Raw genomic sequence first — 20,262 nt, 5'->3', positions numbered from 1 at the left:
ACATTGATTGTTGCGTACATGACGAGACGAAAGTTCAGCTTATTCGGACAGACACGGAGCTGGATTTTTGTCTCAGTCTTTTTATGTTAGGAGGTCAATATATGCAAGTTCATAATGCTGAAATTATTATTAGCGCAGTTTCACCAAAACAATATCCAGAAACAGAATTGCCGGAAATCGCTCTAGCTGGGCGTTCAAATGTTGGTAAATCATCATTTATCAATACACTGATCAATCGAAAAAATCTAGCCAGAACTTCTGGCAAACCTGGTAAAACACAGACCTTAAATTTTTACTTGATCGAAGATGCATTACATTTCGTCGATGTGCCCGGTTATGGCTATGCCAAAGTCTCAAAAACTGAGCGGGCAAAATGGGGCGAGATGATCGAGACGTACATGACAACAAGAGAACAGCTAAAAGCAGTCGTTTCTTTAGTTGATTTACGTCATGCACCAACACAAGAGGATATTCAAATGTATGAATTTTTGAAATACTATGAGATTCCTGTGATCGTGGTTGCGACTAAAAAAGATAAAATTCCCCGTGGAAAATGGAACAAACACGAAAGTATCATCAAGAAAGCATTGAATTTCGATAAGTCTGACGACTTCATTCTTTTTTCTTCTCAAACCAAAGAAGGTAAGGAAGAAGCTTGGCAGGCAATTGAAAAATATTTATAAAAAAAGCTTCGACAACTCTTTCGAGAAGTCAAAGCTTTTTTATTGCTCATTTTTCTGTTCTTTTTTTTGCTCAGCTTTTGCTGCTTGTTTATCTAGCTCTTCTTTTGGCATTTCGACTTTTTTAGGATCTACCGCAAAAGCGTCGAATAATTTATCTAAATCGTCTTTTCGTTCGAATTTTAAACCCATCGTTGCTTCTCTCCATTTCATTGATTAGTGATATGTAATAAAGTTACTTGCCCCTATTTTAGCACCCTTTTAAAGATTTGAATAGTTTTCTTTTTCAGAACCAAAAAGGAATCTAAAAATGTTTTTATTTTGTTCCAGCAAACTTGCATTCACCGTCAAAACAGGGTATAGTTTTTGCGGATAGAGAAAAGAGGGACGAAATGGCAAAAAATGTTTTTGTAGGAATGGTGCGTTTTTATCAACGTTTTATTTCACCTGGGCTGCCAGCTAGCTGCCGGTATCATCCAACTTGTTCCCAATATATGATCGATGCGATTCAAACACACGGAACAATCAAGGGTGTGACGATGGGAACAGCCAGATTTTTACGTTGTCATCCGTTGACTAAAGGTGGTATCGACTATGTCCCATTAAAATTTAGCCTAAAAAGAAATCCGGATCAGGAATATCATGGTCCGTATAATTATAGAAGGAATAAGAAAAAATAGATGAGGATGGGTGTTTAGGATGGCAATTTTGACATTTGACTTTGGCGGATCAGCAGTAAAACATGGTGTATGGAATGGTCAGGCGATCATCGATAAAGGAAAGTTTACTACACCGAAAACATGGGAAGAAATGAAAGCGTCTTTATTATCGGTTTTTACAGAGACAAAGACAACGGTTGAAGGTGTTGCGTTGAGTGCACCTGGCGTAGTGGATGTAGAAAAACAGATGATCAATGGAATATCTGCGATACCTTATATTCATGGCTTCAATATTTTTGAAGAATTGGAAGCGCTATTTAAACTACCTGTGGCAATCGAAAATGATGCCAATTGTGCAGGAATGGCGGAAATTTATGAGGGTGCTGCCAAGGGAAAACAGGAAGTTGCTTTTGTTGTGATCGGGACAGGAATCGGCGGTGCAATTTTCCATCAAGGTCAAATCGCAAAAGGTGCTCATCTTTACGGCGGTGAGTTTGGACTGATGTACTTGGATCAGGGGAAAACCTTCAGTCATTTAGGAACAGCTGTTCAAATGGCTTGGCGGTATTGTAAACGAAAAGGTGTAGCAAAAGAGACTTTTTCAGGTGAAGAAGTATTTGCGTTTGCAAAAGCGGGAGATGAGTTAGCCATTGAAGAGGTCAATCACTTTTATGACTATTTGACACAAGGATTGTTTAGCATTCAATTTTCATTTGATCCGGAGATGATCGTTCTAGGTGGCGGTGTTTCGGCTAAAGAAGGTTTGTTGGATGAGATCGACCATCGAATGAAGGAGAAACTTGCTCATTTTGGTTTAAATGATTTTGTTCCTCAAATCGTGACTTGTAAATATAACAATGATGCAAACTTGATTGGAGCAGCTGCTAATTTCCAAATGATGCATCATAAAAACAGAGAATAGATTGATTTTGATTAGTCAAAAAAAGGCCGAACAGATTTCTTGTTTTGTCTTTTTTTTGATGAAATAATAACTAAATCAACAAGTGTAGAAATAAGAGATTTTTCCTAATAATTTGAATTATAGAAATTTTCTGAAAATTCATTGACATTTCTTAGGTTTTTGATTATATTTGTATACATACTCTTTAATAATTATATATGCAGGGAGAATTATTCAGAGGAAATGCAGACTCAAGTTGTGCGAGTATCTTTTTTTCACTAGTGAAAAAAGCTTGTTCAATTTTTAAACTCAAGGGGGAAACAAGATGAAAAAATTTAGTTTTTTATTCGCTAGTCTATTCTTACTAGCAGCATGTGGACCAGCAGCTGGCGGAGGCGCAAGCGGCGGTGGAAATAAAGTTGAAGGCGACACGATCAAAATCGGGATGAACATGGAACTTTCTGGAGATGTTTCAGCGTATGGAAATGCTGAAAAAGAAGGAATCAAGCTTGCGGTTGAGGAAATCAATGAATCAGGCGGTGTACTTGGTAAAAAATTAGAATTGATCGAAAAAGACAATAAATCAGAAAATGGGGAAGCGACTTCTGTTGCAGCCAACTTAACTGCAAAAGATAAAGTTGTTGCTGTTGTTGGGCCAGCAACGTCTGGTGCAACGAAAGCGACGATTCCAAATATGACTAAAGCAGCTGTTCCAGTCATCACTCCTTCTGGAACTGATGACAGTATTACAGTCGTAAATGACAAAGTACAGGAATATATCTTTAGAGCATGTTTCCAAGATACGTTCCAAGGGGTCATCTTAGCAAAATTTGCGCAAGATAATCTGGAAGCTAAAAATGTCGTGATCATTGGGGACAATTCGAGTGACTACGCAATTGGATTGACTAAATCATTCAAAGACACGTATAAAGGAAAAATTGCTAAAGAAGAAACATTCACTGCAGGTGATAAAGACTTCCAAGCAATCTTGACGAAGATCAAAGACCTTGATTATGATGCGATTTATATTCCAGGTTACTATGCCGAAGCGGGCTTGATCATCAAGCAAGCGCGTGAAATGGGCATCGATAAACCGATTCTTGGTGCTGATGGTTTTGGTGATGAAAAATTAGTTGAGATCGCCGGAGCTAAAAATGTTTCTGATGTCTATTACACAGGTCATTTCTCAGAAAAAGCACCTGCGACTGACAAGGTAGAACCATTTGTAAAAGCCTTCAAAGAAAAATACAGCAAGCAGCCATCAGCGTTCAATGCTTTAGGTTATGATTCAGTATACATGCTGAAACAAGCGATGGAAGACAAAGATTCTGCTGATTCAAAAGACATTACAGAAGGCTTGGCTTCATTGAAAGATTTCGTTGGAGTAACTGGTAAAATGACGATGGATAAAAACCACAACCCAGAAAAATCAGCTGTTGTATTAGGCTTGACAGAAGGAAAAGAAACGTCTGCCGAAGCAGTAAATCCTTAGGAAAAATCAATAGAACATTCAAAGAGGGTGAGACAAGTTTTTACGTTTTGTCCATCCTCTTTTTTCTTTAATCAAACAATTATTCTAAAATATTGGAAGTGAAAAATATGGAAGTCGTGATCCAACAATTAGTAAATGGGCTTTTTCTAGGCAGTATTTATGCGCTATTGGCACTAGGGTATACAATGGTTTACGGTATTATAAAATTGATCAACTTTGCCCACGGAGAAATCTATATGTTGGGTGGTTTTATGGGGTATTTCTTTATCAATAAATTAAATTTAGGATTTTTCCCAGCATTGATTTTATCAATGGCTGGAGCGGCTGTTATCGGTGTCGTAATTGAATTTCTAGCGTACCGCCCACTAAGAAAATCAACAAGGATCGCCGCGTTGATCACAGCGATCGGAGTATCGTTTTTACTACAGAATGGGATGATCTATTGGTTAGGTCCAGAGAAAAAATCATTTCCACAAGCAATCGAATTTAAAAACTATCAATTAGGTTTTATTCAAATTTCAAACATTCAAGTGCTTATTTTAGTGATTGCTTTAGTTTTGATGATCGCCTTACAATTGATCGTCAAAAAGACAAAAATGGGTAAAGCTATGCGGGCTGTTTCTGTTGATGCAGATGCTGCACAATTAATGGGAATCAATGTCAACCGTACGATTTCATTTACATTTGCTTTGGGCTCAGCACTTGCCGCTGCTGCGGGGATGCTAATTGGATTATATTATAACTCGATCGATCCAATGATGGGAGTTGTGCCAGGTCTTAAATCATTTGTTGCTGCAGTTTTAGGCGGCATTGGAATTATTCCGGGAGCTGCTTTAGGCGGTTTCGTGATCGGTTTATTAGAGACGATCACGATCGCTCTTGGTTTTTCTGATTATAAAGATGCGGTTGTGTACGCATTATTGATTATTATTTTATTGATTCGTCCTGCCGGAATACTTGGCAAGAACATCAAAGAGAAAGTGTAGGTGAGCGCGCATGAAAAAGAATCTAAAATATAATCTTATCTGGCTTTTAATTGCCGCTGGAGCGTATGCTTTTATTTATGTATTGTACATCACGGGTGTGATCACACCGTTTACGGAATATACGTTAATTACGATTGGGATCAATATTATGTTGGCACTGGGCTTGAATTTGATTATTGGTTTTTCTGGTCAATTTTCTTTAGGTCATGCTGGATTCATGGCGATCGGTGCCTATAGTGCTGCGATCATGACGGTGAAGTATCCAACGATGGGCGGTTTTTTCAGTGGAATTTTATTAGGAATCGTTTTATCTGGGTTTGTTGCTTTACTCGTAGGAATTCCTACGCTGAGACTAAAAGGAGACTATTTAGCGATTGCAACACTGGGTATTTCTGAGATCATTCGAATCATTATTATCAATATGAAAGAGTTGACGAATGGACCTGCTGGAATTTTCGGGATTCCCCCAATGGTCAGTTGGCCGATGGTATTTGGTTTTGTTGTGGTTGTGACATTAGTTATCGTCAATTTTATTCACAGTGGTCCAGGTCGTGCGACAATGGCGATTCGAGAAGATGAGATCGCTGCTGAATCTATGGGAGTCAATACGACAAAATACAAAGTGGCAGCATTCATCATTGGTGCTATCACAGCAAGTGTTGCTGGAGCTATTTATTCTAGCTATGTTCAAACGATTGCGCCAAAAGATTTCGGTTTTATGAAATCGATCGACATCTTGATCATTGTCGTCTTCGGTGGGATCGGTAGTGTGACAGGGACATTTATTTCAGCGATCGTATTAGGGATTTTAAATATGTTCTTACAAGATGCTGGGGCATTAAGAATGATTATTTATGCATTAGCTTTGATCATCATTATGATATTCAAACCGGGCGGACTTCTAGGGACATGGGAATTTTCTGCTAAAAAATTATTCAAACAAAAGGAGGAAAAATCAAATGCCTCTATTGAACGTTAGTAATTTAACTAAAAACTTTGGTGGACTTGCGGCTGTTTCAAATGTCAATCTTTCGTTAGAAAGCAATGAATTGATTGGTCTGATTGGGCCAAACGGCGCTGGAAAAACAACTTTATTTAATCTTTTGACAGGCGTTTATGAGCCAAGTGAAGGCACAGTGACACTTGATGTACTGGGAAAAGAACATCAACTTAATGGAATGAAGCCCTATAAAATCGCCGACATGGGATTATGTAGAACATTCCAAAATATCCGTCTTTTCAAAGATTTAACAGTAATGGATAATGTGCTGATTGCAATGAACAGTAAAAATAAAGAAGGAATTCTATCCAGTATTTTACGTTTACCGACATTTTATAAAAAAGAAGAAGCAATGGCAGAAAAAGTCCATGAATTATTAGTGATCTTTGGGTTGGAAGATAAAGTTGATACACTAGCTAAAAACTTACCATATGGCGAACAAAGACGCTTAGAAATCGTTCGTGCATTAGCGACACAGCCTAAAGTGTTATTTTTGGATGAACCAGCGGCAGGAATGAATCCGCAAGAAACAGCTGACCTAACTGAGCTTATTCGTAAAATCCAAAAAGAATTTCAGATCACGATCGTCTTGATCGAACATGATATGAGTTTGGTCATGGAGGTTTGTCAACGAATCTATGTGCTGGAGTATGGCAGAATCATCGCGGAAGGTGATCCGGAAGCAATCAAAAATGATCCCCGAGTGATCGAAGCTTACCTTGGAGGTGAACTATAATGCTGACTGTTGAAAATCTATCCGTACATTATGGTGTGATCCAAGCGGTACGTGATGTAAACTTTAAAGTAGAACGAGGGGAAATCGTTTCCTTGATTGGAGCCAATGGTGCAGGGAAAACCACGATTCTGCGAACCATTTCGGGCTTGAACCGTCCATCAAACGGAACCATTACATTTGAAGGACAAGAAATCCAAAAAGTAGTGCCTCAAAAAATCGTCGCATCTGGCCTTTGCCAAGTTCCGGAAGGGCGTCATGTCTTCTCGGGATTAACGGTTCAGGAAAATCTTGAAATGGGGGCTTTTCTAAGAAAAGATAAACAATTAAAAGAAGATTATGAGATGATTTTTGAACGGTTTCCCATTTTAAAGGAACGTAGAAATCAAGATGCTTCTACCTTATCAGGTGGTGAACAGCAAATGCTGGCAATGGGCAGAGCATTGATGTCTAAACCTAAATTATTATTACTAGATGAACCTTCAATGGGCTTGGCACCTATTTTTATTCAAGAGATCTTCAATATTATTCAGGAAATCAATAAACAAGGAACGACCGTTTTGCTGATCGAACAAAATGCAAAAATGGCATTATCGATCGCTGATAGAGGCTATGTTTTGGAAACAGGGGAAGTAGTACTGAGTGGACCAGGTAAAGAACTATTAGAAAGTGAAGAAGTCAAAAAAGCATATTTAGGAGGATAAAAGCATGAGCGTTAGTGATTTTATGACCAAAACATTGATTGTAGCACAGCCGCAAATGAAGATTTTTGATGCGGTCGATCTAATGAAAAAAAACAATATCCACCGTTTACCTGTTGTTGAAAAAGAACGGATCGTAGGGTTGATCACAGAAGGAACCATTCAATCTGCAATGCCGTCCAAAGCAACGAGTTTAAGTGTGTATGAGGTAAACTATCTGCTGAACAAGACAACAGTTGCCGATGTTATGGTAAAGGAAGTTCAGACGATCAAACCAGAGGCCTCTTTAGAAGATGGTATTTATCAAATGCGTCAAAATAATATCGGAGTTTTACCAGTAGTTGATACAAATGAACAACTGGTCGGGATCATTACAAATAATGATATCTTTGATGCGTTCTTAAAAATCACAGGTTACAATGATGGCGGGACAAGAATTCAACTTCGAATTCCTGAAGACCATAAAGGAATATTAGCAGATATTACTAAATTATTAGCAGAAAATGATTTTAGTATATTAACTGTTGTCGTTAACCGAAAAGAATTAGAAACGATCATTGAACTTCAGATAGAAAGTCGTGAAACAGCCAAAATCGAACAAATTCTAAAGACTGCTGGTTATGACGTTTTTGAAGCCGTATTACTATCTAAAAAGACATAAATAGGTAGTAAAGTCAAGGGATGATAACGTTTATTTTCCTAGAAAACAGTTTGACTATTGCAAATGCATATGATAATTTTATATAGTGAAGACTTTTGTATTTTTGAAAAAAGAGTGTATTTTGTTGCACTATTTCTGATACATATGTTTTTCTATTGCCTTAAAAATAAGGTGTTGTTGAGGGTATAATTGTTACAGCTTTACTGTAATTGATTATAAATATATAAGATAGGAGGAATGAAAATGAAAAAGGTTATCGGATTTGTCGTTGCTTTAGTAGTCGTATTAGGTTTTGCAACTCCTGCATTGGCAGACGGTGCAATTTCGGCAGTTGAACAACCAATACTTAATGAATTGAATGCTGGCGCTACAATCGGCGGCAAGAAATTTGCTTTTGGTGCAGCTGAGATCAATGCAGCAGAAAATCACTTGAAACGTGTTGACTTAACACAAGCTCAAGCGGATGAAGCAATCAAAAACATTCAAGCAGCGCGTGCGTTAGTTGAAGGTGTTTCTGTAGATGCTTCTGGTGCAAATACACTTGGAGATGCGCTTAGATTATTGCCGGCAAATGTCATTTCTCAGTTGCAAAGTTATGTTGTAGCAGCTGGAAATGCAATCGGTGTGAAAATTACTTTTGGTGCTGGCGGAAGTTACTCTGCAGTGACTGTCACTGACACTAAAGGTGCACCTGTATACAGCACTGGAACACCAGTCAAAAATACAGGCGCAAATTACGCACTTAGCGGTATTACTTTTGGTTCACTAATTGTTGCTGCAACAGGTGCAGTATTTGTGAGCAGAAAGAATAAACTAGCTTAATATGAAAAAATTGAAAAGAGTAGGGGCATTTATTTACGTGCCTCTTCTCTTTATGTTTTTCGGCTATCTTATTATTTACATTATTGGTGCACCTGTCATTAATTTTGCTTCTTCTGCTGTGGAATTGATTTCGTTGAATGACGCGCCTTCTTTTGAACAAAAAGGAAATAATCTATTTGCCAAAAGAGCTCAAGAAACAAAGCAATCGTCAGAAACACAGAACTCAAAAAATCAGACAGCAGATCCTAGTGAAACACAGCAATCCAACGAAACAAAGGGGACACAATCATCTGAAACAGGAGCTTTAGCTTCTACAAGTGTCGTCTATCCGACAGGAGGAGATCTGTTCGGGGAAGTTGTCATTGATAAAGTTGGAATTAATGAACCATTGTATTATGGAGATAGCGAAGAAATTTTGCGTTTAGGCGCAGGTCAATATATTGGCAGTATGATTCCAGGAGATTTAGGAACAACATTGATTGGCGGACATAATATGCCTTCTTTCGGGAAAATCTATTATTTAGAGCCAGGAGATGAGGTCAAGGTTCATACTCATTATGGGGATTATACATATCAAGTAACGGAAGTCAAAGTTGCGAATTATAAAGATCCATCAATCAATACTAAGCTGGGTGATCGCACGAAGCGCTCACTGATTCTATATACCTGTTATCCACTGGATGCGATCGGCTTAACACCAGAACGTGTATTTGTCTCTGCAGATTATATTTCTGGACCGATTATTGATGAAAAATCGTAAAAAAGGAGAATCAGTGAAATGAGAAATCGGGGTCATCTGATGAAGGTGCTTTCGCGCTTTTTGATTGCATTTTTATCCTCTGTCTTTTTGTTTGCTTTTTTGATTTTACTTGCATTGAGATTGACTCTTTTTAGTGAAAACTATATAACAAAGCAAGCTGCTAATGCTGATTATTACACAGAATTAGCAGGAGAAATCAATCGGCAAATTGAAAATAGTGCTTTAGGAAGTAATATACCGGAAGGCGTGCTGGATCAAACAGTCAGCAAAGCTCTGGTTCAAAAAGATGTTGATGCATATTTCAAAGCAATGTATCATTCAGGAACCAAATACTCAATTTCTAATGAGAAGCAAATTCATGCGGCTGTCTCTGAGGCAATTATGGCTTACATGGAAGAGAAAAACATTGAAGTGACTCCAGAGTCAGAAAAAGCAGTGAATGATTTAGGAGAAAATGCCGTTACGATTTATAAAGGCTATATCGAATTGCCTTTCTTAGTCTCTTATGGACGAAAAGTAATGAACTATAAATCGACACTCGTCATTTTCATGGTCATTTGCGGCGTTTTATGGGGATTACTAAGTCTTTCTCTTTATTCATCACTACGTGGCTATTTCCATCGTTTATTGAGATATTGGTCGTATATAGCCATTGGTAGTGGATTGATGATGGTCGTTGTTCCTGCTGCTATTTTAATACAGGGATTTCTGAAAAAACTAGGTATTCAATCGAAAGCGATGTATGATTTCATTCAAACGTATTTATCAAGCTTTTTATGGCTATTTATTACTATTGGCATTGTGTCGATCATAGCTGGGATTGCTTTTGGTTTAATGAGTGAAGTCAAACGGAAACAATTGTTTAGTACCTAAATTCAAAAATATCGGGCATCTATCTTAAATGATAGGTGCTTTTTTTTACGAGACATGATAACATAGAGGCTTGGAGGGATGAGAATGTCTAAAAAGAATAAAGATATAGAAGTACGAATCGAAGAGAGTCAAAAAAAGATCAACGGGGAACAATTGACCATCAATACCTTAATGATTGGTAAAAAAGAAATCGGTCAAGTAGTCACTCAAGCGGAAAAAAAATTCGCAGTATTGATTGATGGACGAAATGAAGCAACAGTCAAAACGCTGGATGAAGCGATTGAATACGTGATTCGTCAGTGGAATTTGAACGACTAAAATAAATAACAACTTTTTTTCGAAAAGTGCTTGCAATTTACTCGAAAATTTTGTATTATAACTAAGTCAGGTTTTTTACTAAAACCTTTTGGAGGAATAGCGAAGTGGCTAAACGCGACGGACTGTAAATCCGTTCCTTAGGGTTCAGTGGTTCGAATCCACTTTCCTCCATTTTTATTATTGGGGTATGGCCAAGCGGTAAGGCAACAGACTTTGACTCTGTCATGCGTTGGTTCGAATCCAGCTACCCCAGTCTTATCAAAACAACTCAGATGAGTTGTTTTTTTTATTCATAAAAGGCAGAGAGCTTTTGTTCTCTTTTTCAAAAATATATGATAAAGTGAAAGAAACAAAAGAAACATATGAGGAGTGAAAATAATGAACATCAAAGAGAAAATAACTGAAACAGCTGAAAGACTATATGATTTAGCCAGTGAAGGAAAATATGATGTGAAGGTCAATCTTTTTTCTAAAAAGAAAAATGGAGAGAAAGCTTCCAGTGTTAAAATCATCTCTTCTAGAGATACAGCACATACGAAAAAATGGCGTGCAAAAAATCGTTAAACAAAAAAGAGCTGAGACAAAAAGCGTTTAGCTTCGGGAAATGAAGAAGGAATGGACAAAAATCGTTCTTCAAATTTTTGTGACCAGGTAGGTACTGTGCGACACTGTTTATCTGCGACGAGTCTTTGACGAGAAAGCATCAACGCGGTCCTCGTTGTATTTTACAGCAACTTCAGCTTATTTCCGAAGCCTTCAACTCTTAGTGCTTTAGCACTTAGAATTTTGCTAGCTTCACTTTGTTCTTTGAACAATAGTGAAACTGTATGCGTTAGCTGATGTGATCGAAGCGTAGCGTAGTAGTTGCTTTTTTCTTGCCTTTTATTCGAATTTAGAGCCCGAAACAAAACTGATTTCTAGTTTTGTTTCGGGCTCTTTTTTTGATTATTTATCGATCTCGATCCCAAGCACAGTTAAGTGCCCATTTCCAACTAATTTAATAACAAGTCTAGCTAGATGATTTGGTGACATATCTGTGTCACTTGTAATCCACCAGTGAAGGGTTCCGATGAAGATCGATGTCATGTATTCAATAATGAAATCGATCGGTACTTCGATCTCGTTTTCAGTGATCTTTAACTTACAGAGAATGTCTGCATATTTTTCATAAATGATCTCAGCCAATTTTTTTCGCAGTAATTCATTAGAGCTGCCGTCCATGATCGTTAAGAAAAAGTTCTTATTTTTTTGAATATTGATATAAATATGTGTAAGAAGAAATTCGATCTGTTTGACCTTGATTCGATTTTTTACAATGATTTGTTCTGTATCGATGACAGAAGTAAAGGCATTGACGGCAAAATCAAAAATTTGTTCATAAAGATCCTGTTTATCTTTAAAATGAGCATAAAAAGTCGCGCGATTGATCATCGCTTCATCTGCAATGTCTTGGATCGTGATACAATCATATCCTTTTTCCTCAACTAAATGAAAGAAAGCTTCGATGATCATTTTGTGTGTTCGCTTTACCCGCAGGTCTGTTTTCTTCGACATATAAAAATTCCTTTCAAAATAATCAACAGATTTGATAAGTTTGTTGCTTATCTCACAAATTTGGGTGTTTTGCTTGTTGCAAATAAATTAGAATCTTTCTAAAATATACATAAGTATTATATCAGACACCTTGTAGGATAATCAACAAAGTGTTGGGAAATAAAAAGGTATGGACAATAAGGAGATAAAACAAATGACAATAAGAGCAGGAATAGATGTCGGTTCGACAACTGTGAAATTGGTAATTATCGATGAAGAAAATCATACCAAATTCGCAAAATATGAACGACATTACTCAGATGTGAAAGCAGCCACAGAAAAAGTTTTGATAGAAGCAATGAATGTTCTTGGTGAAAAAACACCTCTCACGATGACGATCACAGGTTCTGGAGGAATGGGGCTCGCAGATGTCCTAAACATTTCTTTTGTTCAGGAAGTGATCGCTTGTACAAGAACTGTAGAAGAAATTATTCCCGAAACCGATGTTGCGATCGAACTAGGCGGAGAAGATGCAAAGATCACCTTTTTCGATGGTGCGTTAGAGCAACGGATGAATGGCAGCTGTGCTGGTGGGACGGGAGCTTTTATCGATCAAATGGCCGTCTTATTAAAAACAGATGCAAACGGAGTCAATGAACTGGCGAAAAATTATCAAACGATTTATCCGATCGCTTCAAGATGCGGAGTATTTGCTAAAACAGATGTTCAGCCGCTGATCAATGAAGGGGCAGCAAAAGAAGATATTGCAGCTAGTATCTTTCAAGCGGTGGTCAATCAAACCATTGCAGGGTTAGCGGCAGGAAGAAAAATCAAAGGAAAGATCGCTTTTTTAGGCGGACCGCTTTTCTTTATGTCAGAGCTTAGAAAACGATTTATTGAAACGTTGGATATCCAGCCGGGAGATGTCATCTTCCCGGAAAACCCTCAGTTATTTGTTGCGATGGGAGCAGCCATTTATTCTGAAGGCGCGAATTTGACTACTCTAGAAGAGCTGATTCAGCGTCTAACGCAGGGAGATCAGGAACAATTGAAGCCAACCGATACCTTGGAACCGTTATTCCAAGATGAAGAGGAGTTAAATGCATTTAGAGCCCGCCACGATCAGGCTAAGGCGCAAGAAAAGCCTTTATCTGAACATCAAGGTGTCGCATTTTTAGGGATCGATGCAGGATCTACAACAACGAAAGTCACGTTGATCGATGAAGATGGTAATCTGTTGTTCTCATTTTATGGAAATAACCAAGGGCAGCCTTTAGAAACGACGATGGAAGTCTTGAAAGACTTGTATCAGCAAATGCCAAAGGATGTCTTTATCGGTAAGGCAGCAGTGACAGGTTATGGCGAACATTTGATCAAAAATGCTTTGAAGGTCGATATCGGTGAAGTAGAAACGATGGCGCATTATAAAGCGGCAGATCATTTTCAACCAGGTGTAGATTTTATTTTAGACATTGGCGGTCAGGATATGAAAGCGATGACGATCAAGGACGGTGTGTTATCCTCGATTCAACTGAATGAAGCTTGTTCATCAGGCTGCGGTTCGTTCATTGAAACGTTTGCCAAGTCGTTGAATTATGATGTAAAAGATTTTGCCATTGAAGCGTTGAGTTCAAAAGCACCGGTAGATTTAGGCTCACGCTGTACCGTATTCATGAATTCCAAGGTAAAACAAGTTCAAAAAGAAGGTGCTTCTGTTGGAGATATTTCAGCAGGTCTGTCCTATTCGGTTATTAAAAATGCGATTTATAAAGTAATCAAGGTTCGTCGACCAGAGGAGTTAGGAAAGAAAATCGTTTGTCAGGGCGGTACTTTTTATAATGAAGCTGTTTTACGGGCGTTTGAAATGATCAGCGAGCGCGAGGTGGTTCGTCCTTCTATTGCGGGACTGATGGGTGCTTACGGTGCTGCATTGATCGCTTTAGAAAACTATGAATTAGGACAAGAGACAACAATGCTTGCTTTAGACGAGTTGGACACATTTACTGCAGAAAAGGAATTTACACACTGTGGTCTTTGTGAGAACAATTGTATGATGACGGTCACTATATTTTCAGATGGTCGTCAATTTGTGACTGGCAATCGTTGTGAGAGAGGCGCTAGAATCAAAGTCAAAAGAGAAGACCGAAAAGTCAATATGATCGACTACAAATATCGGAAGCTCTTTAAATACCGTCCATTAAAAGAAAAAGATGCGAAATATGGTCGGATCGGGATCCCTCGTGTATTGAATATGTATGAAAATTATCCGCTATGGCATACGTTCTTCACTGATTTGGGCTTTAGGGTGGAATTATCACCGCGTTCAAATAAAGAGCTATATGAACAAGGCATGGAAACCATTCCTAGTGATACGGCCTGTTACCCAGCGAAAATTACTCATGGACATATTCAAGCGCTGATCGACGCAGAGATTCCGATGATTTTTTATCCAGGTGTTGTGTTTGAACGTCAAGAATCGGCAGAAGCGGACAATCATTTTAACTGTCCGATCGTTCAAAGCTATCCAGATGTGATTCGCAATAATGTTGATGATATTAGAGACGGTAAAGTTGATTATCGTAATCCATATATCAATTTAGCTGACGAGGCATCTGTTGCCAAAGTCCTGAGCGATACTTTTGCTGATTTGGGCATTTCCGCAGAGCAGGTTACTCAAGCGTTACGACATGGCTATGAAGAGCTCGATGCCTTTAAAGAAGCAATTCGTAATAAAGGGGAAGAAACCCTTGTAATGCTGAATCAAAAAGGCGAAAAAGGGATCGTTCTTTCTGGTAGACCCTATCATTTGGACCCGGAAATCAATCATGGGATCGCAGATGTGATCACACAAGAAGGATTTCATGTATTGACGGAAGATAGTATTTCTCATTTAGGTGATGTAGGCAATTTACGTGTCGTCAATCAGTGGGTCTATCATTCTCGCCTATATGCTGCTGCTCGTGTCGTTGCTAAGTCTAAAAATCTAGAACTTGTTCAGTTGAATTCATTTGGCTGCGGGCTGGATGCAGTAACAACGGATCAAGTAGAAGAAATCATGGAACAATATGGCAAAATCTATACAGTCTTGAAAATTGATGAAGGATCTAACCTGGGCGCAATTCGAATTCGTTTACGTTCACTCAAGGCGGCAGTTGGTGAAAGAGAAAAAATGAACTTTGAGCCGAAATTACAGCACGAAGAACCAGAAAAAATCGTATTTACAAAAGAGATGAAACGAACGCATACGCTACTTTTACCAATGTTAAGTCCGATCCATCAATCAGGATTAGTTGATGAAGCGCTAAAAGCATCAGGATATAATGTGGTTTGTCTGCCCGCTGATGACCGTGAGGCAGTCAACGTTGGATTGAAGTATGTAAACAATGACGCTTGTTATCCTGCGATCATTTCAATTGGGCAGCTTGTTGAAGCACTTGAGAGCGGTGAATATGATTTAGATCATGTGAGTGTGATGATGACACAAACCGGTGGCGGATGCCGAGCAACGAATTATATCCCGCTGCTTAGAAAAGCTTTGAATGATGCTGGATTCCCGCAAGTACCTGTTGTTTCTGTTTCGATGGGCAATAAAGGAGTAGAATCGAACCCTGGATTCAAATTTACTTTACCTATGTTGAAGCGTCTAGCAGTTGCTTTCTTATATGGTGATTTATTTGAACGAGTTGTTTATCGGACTCGTCCTTACGAGACAGAAGTAGGCATGATCGATGAACTTCATGAAAAATGGTTGAAGCAAGTAGAAAAAAATGTTCGCAATGGTTCGTTAACGCTATTTAATCGTAATATGAAAAAAATCATCAAAGAATTTGATGAAGTCCCACTACTGGATATTCAAAAGCCGAAAGTCGGCGTAGTTGGAGAAATCCTAGTCAAATATTCCCCAACAGCAAATAATGATATCGTCCGTTTGCTGGAAGCAGAAGGTGCTGAGGCAGTTGTTCCAGATATCGTTGGTTTCATGAACTATTCTTTATACAACCAAATTTTTAAATACGAGAATCTTGGTATGTCGAAGCAAAGCAAAAACTTAGCAAAATTTGCGATACGAATGATTGAATATGTTGAAAAACCAATGGACAAAGCTTTGAGCAATTCGAAGCGTTTTGATGGAATCAACTCTATTCATGAGCTGGCTGAAGATGCTGGAAAAATTTTATCGATTGGGAATCATACAGGAGAAGGCTGGTTCTTGACCGGAGAAATGATCGAGCTCTTGAAATCAGATGTAAACAATATAGTCTGTATGCAGCCGTTTGGTTGTCTGCCGAACCATGTAGTAGGTAAAGGGGTCACAAAAGAATTAAGACGGCAGTATCCTAAAGCAAACATAGCACCGATCGATTATGATCCAGGAGTATCCTTAGTCAATCAGTTAAATCGTATTCGTTTAATGATGGCTACTGCGCATAAAATGATGGATGAAGAAAAAATCCATTCATAACACAAAGGTAATCGAGTTCGGGATAAAACTAGAAAAATAGTTTTGTCTCGGACTTTAATTCTTAATAAACGATGGCTAAAAGTTAGGTTCTTCGGCAATGGTAAAAAATCGTTCGAAATTCGGCAATTTTACCTCATCCTCGTTGTTTTAAGACGTTAGTGAGTGAAAGTTATAAGCATCCAAAAGATTTCTTTCTTTTCGCAACAAACGAAATGAAACAGGCATACCAAATAGTATTAGAAAACCTCTCGATACCTTGTTTTTAGAACTTTTAGTTGTTTATAAGGTATATACCAGTTATAATAGAAAGGAAGAGAATAACGAGGAGGAAATCAGATGGTGTCGAGTTTACCAGTTTATATACAAATTCATGATAAAATCAAAAATGACATAGAACACGGAGTTTGGAAGATTGGGGACAGGCTTCCATCAGAACGTGAACTTGCTACGCAATTTGGCGTGAGCAGAATGACCTTGAGACAAGCGATTCAAACGTTGGCAGATGAAGGGATCTTAGAAAGAAAAATCGGTTCAGGAACCTATGTAGCCCGTAAAAAAGTACAGGAAAAAATGACAGGAACCACCAGTTTTACAGATATCATGCTTTCGCAAAATCGAGTACCTTCTAGCCGTACCGTTTCTTATTACGTAGCTAAGCCAAGTTCAAGTGAAATGGAAAAATTGAATCTAACAGAAAATGAACAAATCGTCCGTATGGAACGAATTCGTTTTGCTGATGACCTGCCTATTTGTTTTGAAGTTGCCAGTGTCCCATACTCATTAGTAGACCGCTACAGTAAAACGGAGATCACGAATTCTTTTTATAAAACCTTAGAGGAAAAAGGCGGCAATAAAATCGGTCATGCAAATCAAACGATTTCTGCTATGCTGGCTTCAGAACAAATTGCTGATTATTTAAAAATCAAACGCGGCGATGCTATTTTACGTTTGCGTCAGATTTCTTACTTTGAAGATGGTACACCATTTGAATATGTTCGTACACAATATGTTGGTAACCGTTTTGAATTTTATTTAGAAAAATAAGCGAGATAGAAATCATTGATCTTTCAAAAAGAAAGTATCAGAGATTTCTATCCCGCTTTTTATTTTGTTAGATCAATTTTTTTACTGATCCAGTATATCAATAGACCACCGATCGACATGGACAAAAGTTCACCTAAAGCCACAGTCAACCAAGTGTAGAAAAAAGGCAACTGATAGAAAAAGGTAAGTTGACCGGCTACTGTGAACATCGATAAAGAACAAAGAAAGGCAGTCATTATCATTTTTTTGCGCAGACTTTTGACGCGTCGTGTTAGATAATAGGAAAGCTGTAAAATCAATAGTGTGGATAAACTCCCGATCACGACATCCACTAATCCCAAAGGCGATGCAAGATTAGCAATAGCAACACCTAGAGTGACTGCCCAAATGTAACGTTTATTGAATAGAGGCAGGTAATTAAACAGTTCAGAAAACCTAAGCTGAACTACTCCAAAACTAAAAGGTGCAAGAAAAATTGTAACAGCAATATAAAGAGCTGTCACTAATGCCATTTTTGCGATAGAAACGGTAGACCATGGCTGGGTCTGTGTGTTTGGTTGATTCATTTGTATTCTCCTTTGTAAAACAGGCAGGCCCGTTTTAGTAATAACTATGACCAAAGGAAGTGACAGCATATTCTGCCAACTGAAGTGTCATAGTGTGAATCTCTTCACTGCTATCCATGTTACCGAATCTAGAGATATTTGTAAATAGATAATGCATTGAAATAGATCATCTATTTACTTCACAAGCCAACCACCGTCAATTGTCATCACTGTTCCGTGAATATAATCTGCCTGCTGGCTAGCTAAGAACAAACTCAATGAAGCAACTTCTTCAGGCTTGGCCCAGCGTCCTGCAGGTGTTTCGCGTGCAACCCATTCGGCCATTTGACCATCACCAGCAAAATCTGCCGCATTCATTGGCGTCTTGATCGCACCAGGCGCAATCGCATTTGTGCGAATTCCTTTTTTGGCATAGTCATAATCTAATTGTTTTGTATAGCCGATGATCGCATGTTTTGAAGCAGTATATGCTGCACCGCCTCCGCCAGCGACCATCCCTGCAATAGATGCCATATTGACGATAATGCCATGTTGCTGTTCGATCATCTGGGGCAAAATGAGGTTAGTAACTAAAAACATGCCTTTTAGGTTGATGTCTAACACGCGATCCCACATTTCCTCCGTCGTATCTAGACTGGGCGTATAATCATCAAGAATACCAGCAGTATTGAGCAGAACATCGATAAAACCAAAGCATTCATTCGCATATTTGACTGCAGCAAGAATCTCATCCTTTTGTGTAACGTCACCAGTATAGCTGATAAAAGTACCTATTGTTTCGGCACTTTTTTTGGCGGTTTCTGCTAATCCCGCTTGATCAAGATCAAAACCAAAGACATTCGCACCTTGAGCAGCAAATGCTACAGCTTGTGCTTGACCGATCCCGGAAGCAGCCCCTGTCACAAAAATAGTTTTTCCTGTATATTCGTCGAAGTGCATGATTCATCCTCTTTTCTACTCAGTATAAAAAGCTAGGCAACTTCTCTCAAGTTTCCTAGCATAGTCAGCATATTTATTCTGCTGTTACGATCTTCCAATCATCAGCCAATACATCACAAGGCGTCGGTGAAAACATACTGTATCCCTCGTCAGATGTTTTGATCAAAAAATAGGGAGTGACCTGGAGAAATGAACCATCAGATGTACCGATTTCGTCCCTTAACTCAATATATAATTCAAACTCGCTCCAACCTGTTCTGACCGCTTTTGCGCCTTTTTTAATCTGTGGTAATACTTCTTCAAATGTCATCTGTTTCCTCCGTTTTCGTAATAGGTATTTCGTGGTATGAACAGTCACCTTTGACGAATGTTACCTGACCATTCAATTGTTCCGTAATTTCTGTTTCAAATTGTTCTATTTCTGCTTCATCTACCAAACAGATCACCTCAACTTGCTCTGCATAGAGAGTTTCTTTTAGCGTATAAAGGCTATGCTCCATAAAATTTTGGACTTTGCCTAGATTAGGGTAATTGATCTGTAACCGTATCTCCTGCTGTAGTTTCCCTTCGACGAGTCCAATATCAGTCAACGCATGAGAGACAGCGTGGCTATATGCCCGAATCAGTCCTCCAGCACCGAGTTTAGTTCCGCCAAAATAACGAGTAACGACAGCAACTACGTTGATCAATTCCTTTTTCTTTAAGACTTCAAGCATCGGAACACCAGCTGTTCCGCTAGGTTCGCCATCGTCACTACTTCTTTGGATCTCACTTTTATCACCGATCACGAATGCACTGCAATTATGATTCGCTTTCCAATGCTCTTTTTTCTTTTCGGCGATAAATGCTTTCGCTTCCTCTTCGGAATAAACTCGTTTAAGCGCACAGATAAAACGAGATTTTTTGATCTCGATTTCACTTTCGCCATCAGATTGAATGGTAAAATAACGTTCAAGCATTTTCTCATTCCTTTACTTAAATAGTATCCTAAGTATAAAAAAAATAAGAAAGAGAAGCAACCATCTACAAAAAAAGGTTGAAAATAAATGACCTTCGTTTGCTTCTGCGTTTATTTATGAGATAATAATGAAAAGCATACTGGAAGATAAAGGAGTGGAAAATTTGGCAAAAG

The 20,262-nt window shown here is 38.4% G+C and carries 22 protein-coding genes and 2 tRNA genes; 18 read left to right on the top strand and 6 right to left on the bottom strand.

Features of this window, described 5'->3' with window-relative positions; translation table 11 throughout:
• Positions 1 to 101 precede the first annotated feature (101 nt).
• Positions 102 to 683 carry a ribosome biogenesis GTP-binding protein YihA/YsxC gene (gene yihA, locus CC204_RS06435; protein WP_088269420.1) on the top strand — a complete coding sequence of 194 codons (582 nt, stop codon included), beginning with the start codon at positions 102 to 104 and terminating at the stop codon, positions 681 to 683.
• A 39-nt stretch (positions 684 to 722) separates the two neighbouring features.
• Here yihA and CC204_RS21350 read toward each other — a convergent pair whose 3' ends face one another.
• Entirely contained in the window at positions 723 to 872 is a 150-nt protein-coding gene (locus tag CC204_RS21350) for an SPJ_0845 family protein (protein ID WP_088269419.1), read from the bottom strand.
• A gap of 200 nt (positions 873 to 1,072) precedes the next feature.
• On the opposite strand from CC204_RS21350, the gene yidD reads away from it, so the two are divergent.
• The 15 genes from yidD to CC204_RS06355 all read left to right on the top strand — a co-directional run bounded on the left by yidD (position 1,073) and on the right by CC204_RS06355 (position 11,150).
• Positions 1,073 to 1,360: a membrane protein insertion efficiency factor YidD gene (gene yidD, locus CC204_RS06425; RefSeq protein WP_088269418.1), complete on the top strand. Its 288-nt coding sequence runs from the start codon at positions 1,073 to 1,075 to the stop codon at positions 1,358 to 1,360.
• Positions 1,361 to 1,379: 19 nt separating this feature from the next.
• Positions 1,380 to 2,261, top strand: coding sequence for an ROK family protein (locus tag CC204_RS06420; RefSeq protein WP_088269417.1), 882 nt, complete (start codon positions 1,380 to 1,382; stop codon positions 2,259 to 2,261).
• A 304-nt stretch (positions 2,262 to 2,565) separates the two neighbouring features.
• On the top strand, positions 2,566 to 3,732 hold the full coding sequence (locus CC204_RS06415; protein ID WP_088269416.1) for an ABC transporter substrate-binding protein: 1,167 nt from the start codon (positions 2,566 to 2,568) through the stop codon (positions 3,730 to 3,732).
• A 107-nt stretch (positions 3,733 to 3,839) separates the two neighbouring features.
• Positions 3,840 to 4,718: a branched-chain amino acid ABC transporter permease gene (locus CC204_RS06410; protein ID WP_087641262.1), complete on the top strand. Its 879-nt coding sequence runs from the start codon at positions 3,840 to 3,842 to the stop codon at positions 4,716 to 4,718.
• 10 nt (positions 4,719 to 4,728) lie between these two features.
• Positions 4,729 to 5,697, top strand: coding sequence for a branched-chain amino acid ABC transporter permease (locus CC204_RS06405; RefSeq protein ID WP_088269415.1), 969 nt, complete (start codon positions 4,729 to 4,731; stop codon positions 5,695 to 5,697).
• Positions 5,678 to 6,454, top strand: coding sequence for an ABC transporter ATP-binding protein (locus CC204_RS06400; RefSeq protein ID WP_088269414.1), 777 nt, complete (start codon positions 5,678 to 5,680; stop codon positions 6,452 to 6,454). The genes CC204_RS06405 and CC204_RS06400 overlap by 20 nt, the downstream gene beginning before the upstream one ends.
• Positions 6,454 to 7,155 carry an ABC transporter ATP-binding protein gene (locus CC204_RS06395; RefSeq protein ID WP_088269413.1) on the top strand — a complete coding sequence of 234 codons (702 nt, stop codon included), beginning with the start codon at positions 6,454 to 6,456 and terminating at the stop codon, positions 7,153 to 7,155. The genes CC204_RS06400 and CC204_RS06395 overlap by 1 nt, the downstream gene beginning before the upstream one ends.
• 4 nt (positions 7,156 to 7,159) lie before the next feature.
• The gene (locus CC204_RS06390; RefSeq protein ID WP_088269412.1) at positions 7,160 to 7,813 is read left to right on the top strand and encodes a CBS domain-containing protein; all 654 of its coding nucleotides are present in this window, start codon (positions 7,160 to 7,162) and stop codon (positions 7,811 to 7,813) included.
• A 243-nt stretch (positions 7,814 to 8,056) separates the two neighbouring features.
• Positions 8,057 to 8,635 carry a hypothetical protein gene (locus tag CC204_RS06385; protein ID WP_088269411.1) on the top strand — a complete coding sequence of 193 codons (579 nt, stop codon included), beginning with the start codon at positions 8,057 to 8,059 and terminating at the stop codon, positions 8,633 to 8,635.
• A gap of 1 nt (position 8,636) precedes the next feature.
• Positions 8,637 to 9,395 carry a class D sortase gene (locus CC204_RS06380; protein WP_088269410.1) on the top strand — a complete coding sequence of 253 codons (759 nt, stop codon included), beginning with the start codon at positions 8,637 to 8,639 and terminating at the stop codon, positions 9,393 to 9,395.
• A gap of 18 nt (positions 9,396 to 9,413) precedes the next feature.
• A complete protein-coding gene (locus CC204_RS06375; protein ID WP_088269409.1) occupies positions 9,414 to 10,268 on the top strand; it encodes a hypothetical protein in 855 nt (284 codons plus the stop codon).
• A gap of 84 nt (positions 10,269 to 10,352) precedes the next feature.
• A complete protein-coding gene (locus CC204_RS06370) occupies positions 10,353 to 10,586 on the top strand; it encodes a DUF2969 domain-containing protein (protein WP_087641270.1) in 234 nt (77 codons plus the stop codon).
• 90 nt (positions 10,587 to 10,676) lie between these two features.
• Positions 10,677 to 10,757, top strand: a tRNA-Tyr gene (locus CC204_RS06365).
• Between the two features lie 10 nt (positions 10,758 to 10,767).
• A tRNA-Gln gene (locus CC204_RS06360) sits at positions 10,768 to 10,839 on the top strand.
• Between the two features lie 125 nt (positions 10,840 to 10,964).
• On the top strand, positions 10,965 to 11,150 hold the full coding sequence (locus CC204_RS06355; RefSeq protein ID WP_088269408.1) for a hypothetical protein: 186 nt from the start codon (positions 10,965 to 10,967) through the stop codon (positions 11,148 to 11,150).
• Positions 11,151 to 11,531: 381 nt separating this feature from the next.
• Here CC204_RS06355 and CC204_RS06350 read toward each other — a convergent pair whose 3' ends face one another.
• Entirely contained in the window at positions 11,532 to 12,140 is a 609-nt protein-coding gene (locus tag CC204_RS06350) for a TetR/AcrR family transcriptional regulator (protein ID WP_088269407.1), read from the bottom strand.
• A 193-nt stretch (positions 12,141 to 12,333) separates the two neighbouring features.
• On the opposite strand from CC204_RS06350, the gene CC204_RS06345 reads away from it, so the two are divergent.
• Positions 12,334 to 16,581: a 2-hydroxyacyl-CoA dehydratase gene (locus tag CC204_RS06345; RefSeq protein WP_088269406.1), complete on the top strand. Its 4,248-nt coding sequence runs from the start codon at positions 12,334 to 12,336 to the stop codon at positions 16,579 to 16,581.
• Positions 16,582 to 16,917: 336 nt separating this feature from the next.
• A complete protein-coding gene (locus CC204_RS06340) occupies positions 16,918 to 17,625 on the top strand; it encodes a GntR family transcriptional regulator (protein WP_088269405.1) in 708 nt (235 codons plus the stop codon).
• Between the two features lie 59 nt (positions 17,626 to 17,684).
• On the opposite strand, the gene CC204_RS06335 is transcribed toward CC204_RS06340, so the two are convergent.
• The 4 genes from CC204_RS06335 to CC204_RS06320 all read right to left on the bottom strand — a co-directional run bounded on the left by CC204_RS06335 (position 17,685) and on the right by CC204_RS06320 (position 20,089).
• Positions 17,685 to 18,191: a QueT transporter family protein gene (locus CC204_RS06335; protein ID WP_088269404.1), complete on the bottom strand. Its 507-nt coding sequence runs from the start codon at positions 18,189 to 18,191 to the stop codon at positions 17,685 to 17,687.
• A 174-nt stretch (positions 18,192 to 18,365) separates the two neighbouring features.
• The gene (locus CC204_RS06330; protein ID WP_088269403.1) at positions 18,366 to 19,130 is read right to left on the bottom strand and encodes a 3-oxoacyl-ACP reductase; all 765 of its coding nucleotides are present in this window, start codon (positions 19,128 to 19,130) and stop codon (positions 18,366 to 18,368) included.
• Positions 19,131 to 19,203: 73 nt separating this feature from the next.
• Positions 19,204 to 19,440 carry a DUF2829 domain-containing protein gene (locus CC204_RS06325; RefSeq protein ID WP_088269402.1) on the bottom strand — a complete coding sequence of 79 codons (237 nt, stop codon included), beginning with the start codon at positions 19,438 to 19,440 and terminating at the stop codon, positions 19,204 to 19,206.
• Entirely contained in the window at positions 19,430 to 20,089 is a 660-nt protein-coding gene (locus tag CC204_RS06320) for a YigZ family protein (protein ID WP_088269401.1), read from the bottom strand. Before CC204_RS06320 ends, CC204_RS06325 begins: the two co-directional genes overlap by 11 nt.
• Between the last annotated feature and the right edge of the window lie 173 nt (positions 20,090 to 20,262).

It is taken from the genome of Enterococcus wangshanyuanii, assembly GCF_002197645.1.
Taxonomy (GTDB): Bacteria; Bacillota; Bacilli; order Lactobacillales; family Enterococcaceae; genus Enterococcus_L; species Enterococcus_L wangshanyuanii.
Note: the sequence above shows the minus strand (reverse complement) of the source record. Positions and strands in the feature narration are given on the sequence as shown.

What these genes read in the sequence shown, in the direction of transcription:
- CC204_RS06400 (WP_088269414.1), top strand. Translation starts at nt 5,678, where the DNA reads ATGCCTCTATTGAACGTTAGTAATTTAACTAAAAACTTTGGTGGACTT.
- CC204_RS06415 (WP_088269416.1), top strand. Translation starts at nt 2,566, where the DNA reads ATGAAAAAATTTAGTTTTTTATTCGCTAGTCTATTCTTACTAGCAGCA.
- CC204_RS06385 (WP_088269411.1), top strand. Translation starts at nt 8,057, where the DNA reads ATGAAAAAGGTTATCGGATTTGTCGTTGCTTTAGTAGTCGTATTAGGT.
- CC204_RS06375 (WP_088269409.1), top strand. Translation starts at nt 9,414, where the DNA reads ATGAGAAATCGGGGTCATCTGATGAAGGTGCTTTCGCGCTTTTTGATT.
- CC204_RS21350 (WP_088269419.1), bottom strand. Translation starts at nt 872, where the DNA reads ATGGGTTTAAAATTCGAACGAAAAGACGATTTAGATAAATTATTCGAC.
- yihA (WP_088269420.1), top strand. Translation starts at nt 102, where the DNA reads ATGCAAGTTCATAATGCTGAAATTATTATTAGCGCAGTTTCACCAAAA.
- CC204_RS06410 (WP_087641262.1), top strand. Translation starts at nt 3,840, where the DNA reads ATGGAAGTCGTGATCCAACAATTAGTAAATGGGCTTTTTCTAGGCAGT.
- CC204_RS06405 (WP_088269415.1), top strand. Translation starts at nt 4,729, where the DNA reads ATGAAAAAGAATCTAAAATATAATCTTATCTGGCTTTTAATTGCCGCT.
- CC204_RS06335 (WP_088269404.1), bottom strand. Translation starts at nt 18,191, where the DNA reads ATGAATCAACCAAACACACAGACCCAGCCATGGTCTACCGTTTCTATC.
- CC204_RS06395 (WP_088269413.1), top strand. Translation starts at nt 6,454, where the DNA reads ATGCTGACTGTTGAAAATCTATCCGTACATTATGGTGTGATCCAAGCG.
- CC204_RS06340 (WP_088269405.1), top strand. Translation starts at nt 16,918, where the DNA reads ATGGTGTCGAGTTTACCAGTTTATATACAAATTCATGATAAAATCAAA.
- CC204_RS06325 (WP_088269402.1), bottom strand. Translation starts at nt 19,440, where the DNA reads ATGACATTTGAAGAAGTATTACCACAGATTAAAAAAGGCGCAAAAGCG.
- CC204_RS06390 (WP_088269412.1), top strand. Translation starts at nt 7,160, where the DNA reads ATGAGCGTTAGTGATTTTATGACCAAAACATTGATTGTAGCACAGCCG.
- CC204_RS06320 (WP_088269401.1), bottom strand. Translation starts at nt 20,089, where the DNA reads ATGCTTGAACGTTATTTTACCATTCAATCTGATGGCGAAAGTGAAATC.
- yidD (WP_088269418.1), top strand. Translation starts at nt 1,073, where the DNA reads ATGGCAAAAAATGTTTTTGTAGGAATGGTGCGTTTTTATCAACGTTTT.
- CC204_RS06420 (WP_088269417.1), top strand. Translation starts at nt 1,380, where the DNA reads ATGGCAATTTTGACATTTGACTTTGGCGGATCAGCAGTAAAACATGGT.
- CC204_RS06355 (WP_088269408.1), top strand. Translation starts at nt 10,965, where the DNA reads ATGAACATCAAAGAGAAAATAACTGAAACAGCTGAAAGACTATATGAT.
- CC204_RS06345 (WP_088269406.1), top strand. Translation starts at nt 12,334, where the DNA reads ATGACAATAAGAGCAGGAATAGATGTCGGTTCGACAACTGTGAAATTG.
- CC204_RS06370 (WP_087641270.1), top strand. Translation starts at nt 10,353, where the DNA reads ATGTCTAAAAAGAATAAAGATATAGAAGTACGAATCGAAGAGAGTCAA.
- CC204_RS06380 (WP_088269410.1), top strand. Translation starts at nt 8,637, where the DNA reads ATGAAAAAATTGAAAAGAGTAGGGGCATTTATTTACGTGCCTCTTCTC.
- CC204_RS06350 (WP_088269407.1), bottom strand. Translation starts at nt 12,140, where the DNA reads ATGTCGAAGAAAACAGACCTGCGGGTAAAGCGAACACACAAAATGATC.
- CC204_RS06330 (WP_088269403.1), bottom strand. Translation starts at nt 19,130, where the DNA reads ATGCACTTCGACGAATATACAGGAAAAACTATTTTTGTGACAGGGGCT.